Genomic DNA, 13,730 nt, shown 5'->3' with positions numbered 1-13,730 from the left:
GTCCGGTCATTATAGCAGGATTTATTCTCCATTGGCAATAACCGATTTAGGCTCTCCGCAGCCGCTTCAGACCTCGCGGCGCACCGACGCCCGCCTCGCACTCCGTAATTACGGCGCCGCCGTTCTTTCCGGCCTTCTCGTTCTCGGCTCGTTTCCGCACCTCGATTGGGGATGGCTGGCGTGGATCGCCCTCGTTCCCATGCTGCTGACTTACCCGCACGCGCGCCTCCGCGACGCTCTCGGACAGGCGTTTGTGTTCGGATTTCTCTACTTCGGCGGCGTGCTTTACTGGCTCGCGATCATGGCGCAGCACGCGCTCGGCGCGGCGCTCGGAGTGGTGGCGTGGGCGATCGGGAGCATGGCGCAGGTCAGCGTCATGCTGTTATTCGGCTTCGGCGCCCATTTGCTAAGCCGCGTCAAAGGACGCTGGGCGTGGGCGCTGGGGATCCCGGCGCTCTGGACGGCATTGGAATGGGTGCGTCAGCTCGGCGAACTGGGAACTGGATGGGGAGATCTTGCTTACACGCAGCACAATGCGCTCACCATCTTGCAGCTCACCAAGTTGGGCGGGGTGTGGCCTCTGACGTTTCTGATCGTGTTGGTGAATATGGCCGTCGCGGGCGTCATCGCCAGGCGTAATCCGCCGCGATTCGTCCAGGGCGTGCTTTGCGCTTTTGTCCTGGTCCTGGTTTTTGGCGGCGTCAGTCTGCGCAGCGAGCATTTGCGGCCTCGGTATGTGGCCGCCGCTTTGCAGACAAACATCAATCCCAATGTCCCCTGGTCGCAGCGCCGTCCGGAAGATCCCGTTTATGTGGAAAACACGATGCGGAGCTATTCCCAGATGGAGGCGGACGCCGCCGCGCGCGGCGCCATCTTCGCTGCATGGCCCGAAGCGACATTTCCCGGATACCTGCGCGATGACCCGGAGCTTGCGGGCCGGGTTGCGCTCGATTGCGCCCACAACGGTCAAACACTGCTGATCGGCGGCAATGAATGGGACGCTCAGACACGCTCCGACGGCAACTCCGTGTTTCTCGTGGACAAATCGGGGACCATTCGCGGTTCTTATGTGAAGCGCCAATTGGTGCCCTTTGGAGAGTATGTGCCGGGTCGAGACTGGCTGAAGTTTTTGGTCGCCCTGCATCTGACGATCTATGACCGCAAGAAGGGCGCGGCGCGTCAGGCGCTGCTGGACGCCGGCGCGCCGATTGGCAGAGTGGGCGTGGCGATCTGTTATGAATCGTCCTATGGGGAGCTGACGCGGGAGCAGGTGGCGCGTGGCGCGGGACTGCTGTCTGTCGTGACCGACGACACCTGGTTCGGGCGCACGGCGGCGGCGCGCCAGCATGCCGCGATCGCCGCGATCCGCGCGGCGGAGTGCGACCGCTACCTGGTGCGCGCCGGATCGACCGGGATCTCACAGATTCTGGATCCCGCCGGGCGCGTTCTGACGGAGGCGCCGTTGTTCGAATCCCGACTGCTGACCGCGCCCGTTGAGTCGCGAACGACGCGAACACTTTATACGCGCTGGGGAGACTGGTTTGTTTGGCTGTGCTGGGGCGTTCTGGCAGTGATTCTTGGCGCTGCGCTGCGGCGCAGACCAGAGGGCGATCAATGAAGTCGCGGCCCAACGTGGCTCTGATCGTCGAGACATCCGTGGTCTACGGGCGGCAGATCCTGCATGGGATTTCGCGTTATATGCGCGCTCGCGGAGGGTGGTCCGTCTTTCTGGACGAGCGCGAGCTGCTGGCCCCGCCGCCGGACTGGCTGCTGGACTGGGACGGCGACGGCGTCATCTGCCGCCCGACAACGCCGGCGCTGGCGGAGCGTTTGCGCGCTCGCGGATTGGCCGTGGTGGATCTGAACGATCGCTATGGAAATTTGGGCGCGCCGCGTATTCGGTCGGACATGCGGGCGATTGGCCGCATGGCCGCCGAGCATCTGCTGGAGCGCGGCTTTCGCCATATCGCCTTCTGCGGGTTTCGCGGCGAGGTCTGGTCGCAGGAGCGCTTTCTGGGCGTGGAGGCCGCCGTACTGGGGCGCGGTGAACTGCACGAATCGTTCGAATCGCCGTTCGAGGGGCTGCGCGAGCATCGGTGGCAGGAGGAGCGAGATAAGATCGCGGAATGGCTGCGCGGACTGCCTCGTCCGCTCGGCGTGGTCGCCTGCAACGATGTGCGCGGGCATCATGTGCTGGACGCCTGCCGCGTGCTGGGGCTGGCCGCGCCCGAGGAAGTCGCGGTAATCGGCGTGGACAACGCCGAAACGTTCTGCGACCTCTGCGATCCGCCCCTCTCCAGCGTGGTTCCCGACGCCGAACGCGTCGGCTTCGAGGCAGCGGCCCTGCTCGACCGTCTGATGGCCGGCGATGCGCCGCCAGATGAGGACCGCCTCCTGTCGCCCATCGGCGTCGTCACCCGCCAGTCCACGGATATCATGGCGGTGGACGATCCCGCCATCGCCCGCGCCATCCACTTCATCCGCCGAGAAGCCTGTTCCGGGATCGGCGTCGACGATGTCCTCGCCGCCCTCCCGGTCTCGCGCTCCGCTCTGGAGCGCGGCTTCCGCCGCCATCTGGGCCACTCTCCGCACGAAGAGATCCGTCGCGTGCGCCTCAAACGCGTCCAGCAGCTTCTCCGAGAGACGGACTGGCCCTTAGAGCGCATCGCCGAAGCGGCCGGCTACGAATACCCGGAATACATGATGGTTCAGTTCAAGCGCGAACTGGGCAAGACGCCGACGGAGTGGCGGCGGGGAGACTCTATTCCGGAAATCCCTATTCCCCCAACTCGCTAGAGCTCGTCTTCCCATTTTTCCCCAACAAGCCGCTTCGCGGGGGAAAAGGGAGCCCATCGCCTGACAAACAATCTCATCCCACGGACAAAGAATGTCATTGTCGTCAGAAGCGCGGCGTGATAACATATCTATGGGCTGATTGAGTCTTGTGTCCGAAGCGTCGTCCGCATCGGCGCCAGCCGCAGGAGAGAATGAATGTTACGACGCCAGTTTATTCAAGGATGCTTTACCGTAGCCGCCGCCATGACGGCGGCGCCGCTTGCGGGGCGCGCCGCCGGCGCAAAGGGCGCCGTCCGTGATCCCAAGAAGTCGCGGGCGCTGACGGCGGTTCCGATTCGCCATGTGACGATCCATGACGATTTCTGGTCGCCCAAACTCGCCGTCTGGCGCGGTGTGACCATCAACGACTGCTTCGACAAGTTTGAGAAAACGGGCGCGCTCGACAACTTCGACCGCGTGGCTGCTCGCGCCGAGGGCGGGCATCACGGCGATCCCTGGTGGGACGGCCTGATCTATGAGATGATCGCGGCGGCGTCGGACTTTCTGATCGCCCAGCCCGATCCCGCGCTGGAAAAGCGGCTGGATGGCTATATCGACCGCATCGCGGCGGCCGCCGCCGTGGACCCCGATGGGTATCTCCATACTGCGGTGACGCTCAGCCATGTCGCGGCGCGCTGGAGCGATCCGTCCGCGCCGGGCGACATGCACGACGACCGGTTTCCCCATACCGTCTATAACGCAGGGTGTCTCGTCGAGGCGGGAGTCCATCACTATCAGGCGACGGGGAAGACGAAGCTGCTGGACGTCGCCACGCGCATGGCGAACTATATGTGTCGTATTATGGGACCGCCGCCCAGGCAGAACATCATTCCCGGCCACGCCATCGCGGAACTGGCCTTCGTGGAGCTTTATCTTCTGTACCGGGACGATCCGAAATTGAAGGCTCGGATCGGCCAGAAAGTCGATGAGAAGCGATATCTGGAACTGGCCGAATACTGGATCGAGAACCGGGGCAATCACGCGGGACGCGCGGATATGGGCGTGTACGATCAGGACGATCGGTCGGCCCTGTTTCAGCCGACGATGGAGGGGCACGCCGTGCGATCCGCGCTGCTCGCGGCGGGCATCGCCCTCGCGGCGTCAGTGAACGGGCGGCCGGAGTATTACGCCACCGCGCAGCGCTGGTGGAGCAACATGGTCGCGGCCAAAATGTACGTGACCGGCGGCTTGGGCGCGATCCCCTCGACGGAAGGGTTCGGCCCGGACTACGAACTGCCCAACTTCGGGTACGCGGAGACCTGCGCCGCCGTCGGAGGCGCATTCTTCAGCAGGAACCTGGGCCTGGCGACGGGGCAGGCCGAATACTTCGATGTGCTGGAGCGCGAGCTTTACAACGGCGCGCTGTGCGGCGTCTCCGTCGCGGGAACGTCGTACTTCTACACGAACTACCTCGCCTCCGGCCCGGAGCGTCGGCGCTGGGATTGGGACGGCTGTCCATGCTGCCCGCCGATGTTCCTCAAGCTGATGGGCGCGTTGCCAGGCGGCGTCTACGCCACGGATTTGGACGGAGTCTATGTCAACCTCTTTACGGGAAGCGAGGCGAAGATCGCGCAGGACGGATGGGACGTGACTCTGCGGCAGACGACGGGCTATCCCTGGAATGGGGGCGTGCGCCTGGACTTGGCGCCGAAAAAGCCGGCGCGCTTCGCGCTGAGCCTTCGCGTTCCGGCATGGAGCAGCGAAGCGTCTTTCCGTGTCAACGGCAAGTCTGTCACGCCGTCCATTGTGCGCGGCTATGCGCGGATCGAGCGGACCTGGCGCGCCGGCGACTCGGTGGAGATGAACCTGCCGATGCCGGCGCGCCGCCTGAAAGCGGACCCGAGAATCGCCGCAGATGTCGGCCGCGTCGCTCTGATGTGCGGACCTATCGTCTATTGTCTGGAGGGATTGGACAATGGCGGGCATGTGGAATCGCTCGTCCTCGCGCCCTCGTCCGTGATTCGCGCCGAGCATCGTCCCGATCTTCTGGGCGGCGTGACCGTGCTGCGCGGCGACGCGCATGTGGCGCGGGCGCGGATGACGGCGGCGCATCCCGAAGGCGAACCCGCCGCCGAGGCGGCCACATTCACCGCGCTGCCGTTCTATACCAACACCAACCGCGAGCCGACGCATATGGCCGTCTGGATCGCCGATGACCGCCAGTACGCGCTCCCATTGACGACCGCAGCCGCCGCCACGCCCTCGGCGTCCCGCTGCAACCCCTCCGACACGGTCTGGGCGCTGAACAACGCGCGCCAGCCGCGCGCCTCCGACGACGAGACGATTCCGCGCTTTACCTGGTGGGATCATCGGGGAACTTCGGAATGGGTCCAGTATGACTTCCCGTCCGCGCAGGAAATCTCCGGAGTGGAAGTCTACTGGTGGGACGAGGAGTGCGTCCACCGCGACTGCCGCGTCCCCCAATCGTGGAGCTTGCAGTACCAAGACGGCGGCGAATGGCGCTCCGTGGAAGCGACCTCGCCTTACGGCGTCGAAGTCGACAAATTCAACCGCGTCACCTTCCCCTCTATTCGCACTACTGCGTTGCGACTCGTCGCGCAAATGCAGACGGGGTGGTCTGCGGGGATCTTGCAATGGCGGGTGTTGGAGGGGTAAGCATTCGGGGGAGAATTCGATTTAATCGCTGACGTTACGCACATAGCGCCCGGCGGTTAAAATCGCGGCTAGAAAAGCACGATGTCCACCTCCGTGGACTCCAGAGTAGAAACGCAATCGCATCTCAAATCTGGAGTGCCCGGAGGGGCGCATCGTGATTTTCTAGCCGCGATTTTAATCGCCGGACATCCGTGTTGCCTGACGCTAATCGTCTTCCGTCGTGAAATAACGATAAGCGCCGTTGGTCGGCCCGGACACCGTCGATTTTTCCAGCAGCGCATCCAGCGTCATCGCCTTCACATGCCCATCGCAAAAGAGCGTATTGGATCGATTGTCGGTGTGGCGGCCGGCGGTGGCGTAGATCCAGCCCCAGGCCAGATTACTGTGTTCTATTCCGGCCGGCTGAGATCCAATATTCGACCAGGCGAGCTGGAAATCGTTGTTGTTGGCGGCGTTCGAGTCCGTCACCAGCACGGTGGTGGAGGGAACCGGCAGCTGAGCCAGCGTGAGCGATCGCTGGAAGATGCCGTCGGTAATGGGAGGATGTCCCGTCGTGCCGTCGTAGTAGGCGACATTGATGCAGTATCCGCCTTCCTCATGATAGTTGGTCGATAACGGGACATACTTGGCTTCCGGGCTGTCGGGGCAGACAAAGATATCCCGGCTCTTCACATAGGGGCCAATCAAGTCCATCCAGCGTGCAGTTCCCGGATAATTATCGCCATTCCCGGGATTTCCATCGGCGTCGCCGATCCAGGCCGCGCAGAGCTGCTCGTCATAGTCTTGCGAGTATTGCAAATGCGCCAGTCCGATCTGCTTGAGATTGGAAGCACAGGAGATCTGCCGCGCTTTCTCTCGCGCTTTGGCGAAGACAGGAAACAGAATGGCGGCAAGTATTGCGATTATTGCGATGACAACTAGCAGTTCAATGAGTGTGAAACCCAGCAGACGCTGACGAGACGCATGAGTTTGAGAGTTCATCATAATTTCTCCTATATGCTGACAGAATTGATTGCGTATATTCCTAAAATACCATAGATATGCGCATTCGTCAATACTATGGTCATAAATAGAATCGATTTATAAATATTTTGATCCTTTTCGATTCAAATGAGCAAATTTATGTTTGGGCGTAAAGGGGCGTAATGCGTGAAAGCAGGGTGTCAGGCTTGCTGAATGGAGATCTTTTTGCTGCGGAATGGGGCGAGGGCTTCATCGGTTGCGCCGGTATCCGTAATGATGAGGTCTACCGCGTGCAGGGGACAGACGAAGGCGTCCGCGGTTCGGCCCAGCTTACTGTGGTCCGCCACGACGACTTTTCGGCGGGCCTGACGGATCATCGCCGCGTTGACATCGGCCTCGTCCGGGTGGTTCGCGGTAAGGCCCGATTTTGGCTCAATGCCGTCGACCCCCACGAAGGTGATGTCGATTTCGGTATCGGCGATTGTCTCCAGGCTGGTGGGCCCAAGGACGGAAAACCAGCCGCCGCTGACGTACCCGCCGGTCAGAAGCACGCGCAGGGTGGTGGAGCGGGCGAACTCCATCGCGATGTTCAGGGCGTTGGTGACGATGGTGACATCTTTGTGAAGCTTGAGGGCGCGTGCGATCTGCGTGGTGGTGGTGCCGGCGCTCAGAGCGACGATATCGCCATCCTTGACGTGTTCGCTGGCCGCCAGCCCGATCCGGCGCTTTTCGTCCGCGTAAAGCTGGTCGCGCTCCTGAAAGTCCGCGTCGTAGCGGAAGTGTTCGTACAGAGACGATTCGATCGGCACGGCTCCGCCATGCCGCCGGCGCAGCAAGCCCTGCTCCTCAAGCGCGCGCAGACTGCGCCGCACAGTCGTCGCGGAAACCCCCAATTGTTCGGCCAGCTCGTTCACGGAGACATCTCCCGCGAGGAGAAGGTCTTGTAAGATCTCTTGCCTGCGCCGGCTCGCCACTTGCTTTCTAACAGCCATGATTCATCCTTATGGCCATTATACCTGTCAATGAGCGCGCCTAAGCAAGCGAGGGATGCGAGAAGCCAAAGGAGCCTGGGGAAGAAATTCCCCAGGCTCCTTTTCAATCCGATGTTTCGTGGCCGAATTAAATATGGCTGAACGTTGCTCCAAATCCGGAAACGCCGGTCCCTGCGGAGTGTGTCGTTCCGCCGCCGTCATTATACTGGGGATCCGTCTCGATAGCCGCCGATTGTCCGGGCGACACCGATGTGCCGCGCAGTGTTTTCACGTGACCGTCGGCCATTGCAAAGTTGGAGAGGTCGGTGTGCCGACCGGTGGCGGAAACCCAATATCCCTTGGGCGGAAGGCCGCAGCCGTCCGATTTGGGGACCGGGTTGCCCATCGGGCCGCTGGAGTAAGCGATATTCGGTCCGGCCTGATCCAGATATCCCGCGCAGCGATCCGGCCCCCATCCACCGGCGGAATTCGTTTCCAGCGGGTTCAGTAAGTCCGCCGTCTGCCCTTCGCATTCGAATAGCAGTACGGTCTTCGCGGGAGAATTGTCGGCCGCAAGCGCGCCGCCCGCCGTCTGCCCGTCCAGGTTGGAGTTCAGTCCGTAGGAAATGGGATAGAAGGTTACGCCGCCGCTGATGGCGACGGCGGCCGACTCGTCCGGACATTTGTAGACGCCGACACTCTTCAAATAGGGATAGACTTTGCCCGCCCAGCCGCGCGCCTTTTGCGGATTGCCGGGATAGGTCGATGTCGGCCAGGTTTCGTCATTATCCTGGACATACTGAAGCAGCCCCAGGCCGATCTGCTTCATATTGGATGTGCAGCTGATCTGCCGGGCCTTCTCGCGCGCTTTGGCGAAGACCGGGAACAGGATTGCTGCAAGAATCGCAATTATTGCGATAACAACTAGCAATTCAATCAGTGTGAAACCCAATTTCTTCTTCATTTTGCCTCTTGTTCTCTATAGATGATACGGTTGATTTTGTTCCCGCGCTGACTACGGCGCGGGAACAAACCCAGTATAGGACACGAATCTCAATACGTCAATAGGTTTTGTGAAAAATATGATCATATAGTTTCATAATGAGCAAAATTATCGATAAATTCTAATTTATTTGATCGGTATTTACTTGAAAGAGCGATAATATGTGCTATAGTGTCGCATAGAACGTCGCATTTTCGAGACAAGGAGAAACGTATATGAACGCGATCCCCCAGGAAGTTACCGTCCCGCATTTCGTGGGCGGCGGCCGGATCGTCACGACCGCCAAGCCCGTACCGCAGCCGGGCGCCGGCCAGCTCTTGATTGAAGTCAAAGCCAACGCCCTGTGCGGCTCGGAGCGCGGCCAATTTCGTGACGGAACGCCGGTCACGCCCGGTCATGAAGCGGCGGGCGTGGTGGCGGCGGCGGGGCCAGGGGCCACGACCCGGGTGGGTACGCCGGGCGCCATCTTCTTGATGGACTTCTGCGGCGAGTGCCGCTCGTGCGCGCTGGGCCACACGAACCAATGTCTCGCCAAGCGCGGCGATATGGGGTTCAATCGTGACGGCGGCTACGGTGTTTATGAACTGGTCCATGAGAGCCTCTTCTTTCCCACGCCATCCGACGTGACGCCGACGGAGGCGACGCTGCTTCTGGATATTATGGGGACGGGAGGACATGCGATCCGCCGGGCCTCTTTGGTTCACAAAGATATTCAATCCGTGCTGATCCCCGGCGCTGGCCCCATCGGTCTGGGCCTGCTGGCGATGGTGAAGCTGATGCTGGGCAAGGATATTCCGGTCGTGCTGTCCGACGTGGTTCCGTATCGTCTCGAACTGGCGGAGAAAATGGGCGGACTGCCCGTGCTGGCGACCGAAATGTCGCTGGCGGAAGGAATGAAGCGGCATGGGCTGGAACTGCCGGACGTGGTGTTCGACGCCGCCGGGCAGGAACGGGTGCGCGATGAGAGCATGGCTCTGCTGGCGCATCGGGGCGTGCTGGTCAGCGTCGCGCACGGCGGCGGTCTCACCATCAAAAACCTTTACGCCGATTTTGTGTTCCGGGAGATGACGCTGATCGGGAGCGAATATTTTTCTTACAATGAGCTTCCCGGGAATTTGGAGCTGCTCCGAGCGCATCGGGACTACTTGAATCAGATCATCACGCACCGGTTTGGCGTCGGCGAAATTCAGCACGCCTTTGAATTATTTTTCGAAGGGAATACGGGAAAGGTCATCATCGAACAATGACGGACGAAAAGAAGATCAAAGTGGCCATCGTGGGAACGGGCGGCTGGGGACGCCAGCACTCGCGCGTCTTTTCACAGCGGCCCGACGTGGAGTTTTGCGCCGTCGCCGGCCGAAACCCAGAACGCGCTCAGGCCCGCGCCGCCGAATACGGCGTTCGCGCCTACACGAATATCGAGGAGATGTTAGTGAAGGAGCGTCCCGATTTCGTCAGCCTCAGCCTGCCCAACGAGCGGCACTTCGAGCCGACGCTGCAAGTGATCCAGGCGGGCGTTCCTCTGCTGGCCGAGAAGCCGCTCGTGTTCGAGCTGGACGAGGCGGACACGCTGCTGGCGGAAGCCAAAAAGCGCGACCTCTTCTTCGCGATCAACTTCAACCACCGTTACGCCAAACCCGTGCGGCTGGCGCACGAGGCGATTGCGTCGGGATGTCTGGGCGAGCTGATCTTCGCCTCCTGGCGCTTTGGGGGCGAGGATCTGGGCGGCGTGGGGCATCCGCACCGCAACCTGATCGAGACGCAGTGCCATGGGTTCGACATGCTGGAGTTTCTGTGCGGCCCGATCGAATCCGTGATGGCGGAGATGACGGACAAGACCGGCAAAGGCTTTTCGACCATGGCGCTTTCGCTGCGATTCCAGAACGGCGCGGTCGGCAGCCTCGTCGGCTCCTATGATTCGTCGTACGCTTACCCCGACACGCATCGCGTCGAGATCAATGGCGTCGCCGGCCGGGTCGTCATTGAGGACACCGTGCGCCGCTACAGCTTTCAGCCCACGGGGCAGGAGACCGGCGAGGTCTGGCAGGCCGGCTACTTCAACGACATCGACCGCGAGTTCCACCGGACGTTCGATGTTTATCTGGACGCCATGCTGTCGGCGTTTCGCAAGGGTGAGCCGCCGCCCGTTCCCGCCGCCGCCGGACGCCGCGCCCTGCGGCTGGCGTTGGCGACGATCCAATCCTTTGAAACCGGGACGCGCGTGACTGTCGATCGGGAAGGCGCCGCATGAGAACTTCGCTGCGCGCCGCCGCGTTTGCGCTCATCATGGCGCTGAGAGCGCTCGCACTCCCGGCGCATGCGGACAACGTCGCGATCCACGTGGACGCGTCCAAAGTTGTCAGCCATGTGACGCCTCTGATGACCGGATCCTGTATCGAAGACGTCAACCACGAGATCTACGGCGGTTTGTACGACCAGAAGATCTTCGGGGAGAGCTTTGAAGAGCCGGCGCCGGCGGCGAAGTTCGCCGACTGGACCGCCTATGGAGGCTCGTGGGCGCCGAACGGCGCCGGCTGCCGCGTTTCGGCCGATCCTGGGGCGAAGCTGGTGTACGACCGATCCGATATCGGCGATGGCGCCGTCGAGGCCGATCTCCAGCTCTCCGGCCGGGCAGGGGATAACGCCGGACTGCTCGTGCGCGTCCAGAACCCCGGCGTGGGCGCGGACGAATTCGACGGCTACGAAATCAGCCTCAGCCCTGGCGGCCGGCAGGTCCTCCTGGGCAAGCACCATCACAACTGGAAACCATTGATTTCAGCCTCCGCCGCCGTGAACGCCGGACGGTGGAGTCATCTGCGCGTTGTGCTGGCCGGGCCGCGAATCCGTGTTTATTTGGACGGGGGCGCGATCCCGGCGATCGATTTCGCGGATACGGCCTCGCCGCTGCTCTCGGGGAAAATCGCCCTGCGCACGTGGAACGCGGACGCGTCCTTTCGCGGCGTAAGCGTTCAGACCGGCGCAGGCGTCGTGGACGCCCGATTGACGGCCGCCTCGGCGCGCGCGGTCAGCGGCATGTGGGACGCGGTCGTCACCCACGGAGCCGCAGGCAAATTCCAATTGGACGGACATCATCCGTTCAACGGCGCGTTCTGCCAGAGAATCCAGCATGGCGCGGGAATCGGGCAAGTCGGCGTCGCCAATCGCGGGCTCAACCGGTGGGGGATCGCGGTCAAGCGGGGACAGCAGTTTCAGGGGCGGGTTTACTTGCGCGGGCAGTCTCTCCAGGGGAGCGTTACCGTGGCGCTGCAAAGCGCCGACGGTCGCAGGACCTACGCGGCTCAGCGTCTTGCTGCGATCGGCGCCTCATGGAGGAAGTTTGCATTTACGCTGAGCTCGACGGCGACGGACCCCGGCGCTCGCTTCGCTCTCTGGATCGACCATCCGGGCGTCGTCTGGGCCGACCAGGCGGTGCTGATGGGAACCGGCTTGGAGCAGTTCCATGGGCTGCCGATCCGGTCGGATATCGCGCATGCGATCGTTGATGAAGGCGTGACGTTCCTGCGTTATGGCGGCACGATGGTGAATGTTCCCGGCTATCGTTGGAAGAACATGATCGGAGACCCCGACAGGCGGCCTCCTTACCGGGGCAACTGGTATCCATACTCCACGAACGGCTTCGGGATCTTCGACTTTCTCAACTTTTGCGAAGCCGCGCATCTCGCGCCGGCGTTCGCCATCAATATTGAGGAGACGGCGCAGGACGCCGCCGACCTCGCCGACTATCTGACGGCGCCCGCGTCCAGCCCCTGGGGCCGCCGGCGCGCCGGCGACGGGCACGCGGCGCCTTACCATATCCAGTACATTGAGATTGGGAATGAAGAGTGCATTGGCGCCGACGACCCGGCGGCGTACGATCACTATAGCGCGCGATTTCAGGCGATCGCGCGCGCCATTCACGCGCGCCATCCTGGCCTCAAGCTCGTCTGCGCCGCGTGGTGGCGTCCCAACTCCCCGAGCATGAAGCGTGTCTTCCGAGCGGTGAACGGGGAGGCGGCGGCCTGGGATTTGCATGTCTGGTCGGACTCCGCCGACGCGGGGAGGGGAATCGACCGCGATCTGACTCAGGTCCAGTCGCTGTTTTGGCAATGGGGCCCGCAATCAAAGATGAAGGCGGTGATCTTCGAGGAAAACGGGAACCTTCACAATCTGCAGCGTGCGCTCGGACACGCCACGACGCTGGCCGCCGCCACGCGCCACGGCGATTTCGTTATCGCCGATTGCCCCGCGAACTGCCTCCAGCCCTGGCGTCAGAACGACAACGGCTGGGACCAGGGACAGATCTTCTTCACCCCCGATCGTGTCTGGCGCATGCCGCCATTTTACGCCCAGCAGATGGCGGCAAGAGGATACGAGACACTGTGCGTACAAAGCTCCGTGGAAAACAGCGGCGATTTGTTTGTCTCGGCGGCGCGCGGCAAGGACGGCAAATCGTTAATTCTGAGCGTGGTGAATGTCGGCCCCGCCGCCACGGAGGCGGCGGTCTCGCTGCAAGGGTTCGATGGGGTGAAGTCGGCGGAAACGTGGACGCTGGCGGGGGACATGGCGGCGGTCAACGCGCCGGCGGGTTTGGAGGAGATCCGGCCCCAGCGCGATCGGAGGAGCGTGCGCGGCGCGGAGTTCTCGTACACTTTTCCCGCGCACTCGTATCTTGTTATGCGTCTCAGCCGGTGATCCGTTGGATCACCGGCTTTCGCCGCGTTTAGTGCTCGTGATCGCCCTGCATATAGGGCTCGTAGTTGGGGCCGCTGACGCCGTAGTCTTTGTGCTCGTCGCCGCGATAGACTTCCATGCCGGCGCGGACGCCGCCGGGAGCGATTGTCGAGAGGAATCGGAACAGTCCGCTTTCGCCGGGCTTCAGGACGCCGCGCGCCACGAGATACGCGGGATGGCCCGGCTCATTGTCGGCGATCTCCCAGTGCAGGCGAGACCAACCGCGCGGGTTGCTCAGATCCAGCACGCGATGCATTATCCAGTACTTGGGCTCCGGACCTTGCAGCATCACGCCCATCGGACCGACCTTGGGCTGATATTCGGGCTTGAAAAAATACGGACCGATCCGCACTTTGGTGATCGCGGGTTGTTCGGGACGAGCTCGCATTAGCAGCTCGTACTGGAAGCCGTCATTGCTCTGAATGCACGTGAGCATGGGGGCGACTTCTTCAATGATCATGCAATCCTCCCACAGACATAGAAAACCAGATTTGCATAATTATAGCACACGATTTTCCTGTTCCCGCACTCTGATGAGACCAAACATTCGTGGATGTTGACAATTGGCAAGCGCGCGCATCATAATTAACCGACTCGGCGCGCGGCGTCCC

Annotated in this window: 10 protein-coding genes; 6 read left to right on the top strand and 4 right to left on the bottom strand. The window is 62.1% G+C overall.

Annotation, left to right across the window (positions count from 1 at the left end):
* The first annotated feature begins 31 nt into the window (after positions 1–31).
* The 3 genes from lnt to D5261_RS24510 all read left to right on the top strand — a co-directional run bounded on the left by lnt (position 32) and on the right by D5261_RS24510 (position 5,451).
* Positions 32–1,618 (top strand): apolipoprotein N-acyltransferase, encoded by a 1,587-nt coding sequence (lnt, locus tag D5261_RS24520; RefSeq protein ID WP_165863915.1) that lies wholly within the window; start codon positions 32–34, stop codon positions 1,616–1,618.
* Entirely contained in the window at positions 1,615–2,796 is a 1,182-nt protein-coding gene (locus tag D5261_RS24515) for an AraC family transcriptional regulator (RefSeq protein WP_174721471.1), read from the top strand. The genes lnt and D5261_RS24515 overlap by 4 nt, the downstream gene beginning before the upstream one ends.
* A 195-nt stretch (positions 2,797–2,991) precedes the next feature.
* A complete protein-coding gene (locus tag D5261_RS24510) occupies positions 2,992–5,451 on the top strand; it encodes a glycoside hydrolase family 127 protein (protein WP_119319504.1) in 2,460 nt (819 codons plus the stop codon).
* 204 nt (positions 5,452–5,655) lie between these two features.
* Here the strand turns inward: D5261_RS24510 and D5261_RS24505 are convergent, their stop codons facing one another.
* The 3 genes from D5261_RS24505 to D5261_RS24495 form a co-directional block, all read right to left on the bottom strand.
* Positions 5,656–6,435: a DUF1559 family PulG-like putative transporter gene (locus D5261_RS24505; protein WP_125205788.1), complete on the bottom strand. Its 780-nt coding sequence runs from the start codon at positions 6,433–6,435 to the stop codon at positions 5,656–5,658.
* 179 nt (positions 6,436–6,614) lie between these two features.
* Positions 6,615–7,406, bottom strand: a complete 792-nt coding sequence (locus D5261_RS24500; protein ID WP_119319506.1) for a DeoR/GlpR family DNA-binding transcription regulator — start codon at positions 7,404–7,406, stop codon at positions 6,615–6,617.
* A 127-nt stretch (positions 7,407–7,533) separates the two neighbouring features.
* The gene (locus tag D5261_RS24495) at positions 7,534–8,349 is read right to left on the bottom strand and encodes a DUF1559 family PulG-like putative transporter (RefSeq protein WP_119319507.1); all 816 of its coding nucleotides are present in this window, start codon (positions 8,347–8,349) and stop codon (positions 7,534–7,536) included.
* A gap of 254 nt (positions 8,350–8,603) precedes the next feature.
* Here D5261_RS24495 and D5261_RS24490 point away from each other — a divergent pair, with 254 nt between their 5' ends.
* The 3 genes from D5261_RS24490 to D5261_RS24480 are packed head-to-tail and all read left to right on the top strand — an operon-like array spanning position 8,604 to position 13,080.
* Positions 8,604–9,635 carry an alcohol dehydrogenase catalytic domain-containing protein gene (locus tag D5261_RS24490; protein ID WP_119319508.1) on the top strand — a complete coding sequence of 344 codons (1,032 nt, stop codon included), beginning with the start codon at positions 8,604–8,606 and terminating at the stop codon, positions 9,633–9,635.
* Entirely contained in the window at positions 9,632–10,639 is a 1,008-nt protein-coding gene (locus tag D5261_RS24485; protein ID WP_119319509.1) for a Gfo/Idh/MocA family protein, read from the top strand. Before D5261_RS24490 ends, D5261_RS24485 begins: the two co-directional genes overlap by 4 nt.
* Positions 10,636–13,080 carry an alpha-L-arabinofuranosidase family protein gene (locus D5261_RS24480; RefSeq protein WP_119319510.1) on the top strand — a complete coding sequence of 815 codons (2,445 nt, stop codon included), beginning with the start codon at positions 10,636–10,638 and terminating at the stop codon, positions 13,078–13,080. Before D5261_RS24485 ends, D5261_RS24480 begins: the two co-directional genes overlap by 4 nt.
* Positions 13,081–13,108: 28 nt before the next feature.
* Here the strand turns inward: D5261_RS24480 and D5261_RS24475 are convergent, their stop codons facing one another.
* Positions 13,109–13,579, bottom strand: coding sequence for a hypothetical protein (locus D5261_RS24475; RefSeq protein WP_119319511.1), 471 nt, complete (start codon positions 13,577–13,579; stop codon positions 13,109–13,111).
* Between the last annotated feature and the right edge of the window lie 151 nt (positions 13,580–13,730).

This window comes from Capsulimonas corticalis (genome assembly GCF_003574315.2).
Classification (GTDB): Bacteria; Armatimonadota; Armatimonadia; order Armatimonadales; family Capsulimonadaceae; genus Capsulimonas; species Capsulimonas corticalis.
This window is presented reverse-complemented; position numbering and strand designations above follow the sequence as displayed.

Excerpts from the sequence above, each read along its gene's own strand:
- D5261_RS24515 (WP_174721471.1), top strand. The coding sequence starts at position 1,615 with ATGAAGTCGCGGCCCAACGTGGCTCTGATCGTCGAGACATCCGTGGTC.
- D5261_RS24510 (WP_119319504.1), top strand. The coding sequence starts at position 2,992 with ATGTTACGACGCCAGTTTATTCAAGGATGCTTTACCGTAGCCGCCGCC.
- D5261_RS24505 (WP_125205788.1), bottom strand. The coding sequence starts at position 6,435 with ATGATGAACTCTCAAACTCATGCGTCTCGTCAGCGTCTGCTGGGTTTC.
- D5261_RS24500 (WP_119319506.1), bottom strand. The coding sequence starts at position 7,406 with ATGGCTGTTAGAAAGCAAGTGGCGAGCCGGCGCAGGCAAGAGATCTTA.
- D5261_RS24495 (WP_119319507.1), bottom strand. The coding sequence starts at position 8,349 with ATGAAGAAGAAATTGGGTTTCACACTGATTGAATTGCTAGTTGTTATC.
- D5261_RS24490 (WP_119319508.1), top strand. The coding sequence starts at position 8,604 with ATGAACGCGATCCCCCAGGAAGTTACCGTCCCGCATTTCGTGGGCGGC.
- D5261_RS24485 (WP_119319509.1), top strand. The coding sequence starts at position 9,632 with ATGACGGACGAAAAGAAGATCAAAGTGGCCATCGTGGGAACGGGCGGC.
- D5261_RS24480 (WP_119319510.1), top strand. The coding sequence starts at position 10,636 with ATGAGAACTTCGCTGCGCGCCGCCGCGTTTGCGCTCATCATGGCGCTG.
- D5261_RS24475 (WP_119319511.1), bottom strand. The coding sequence starts at position 13,579 with ATGATCATTGAAGAAGTCGCCCCCATGCTCACGTGCATTCAGAGCAAT.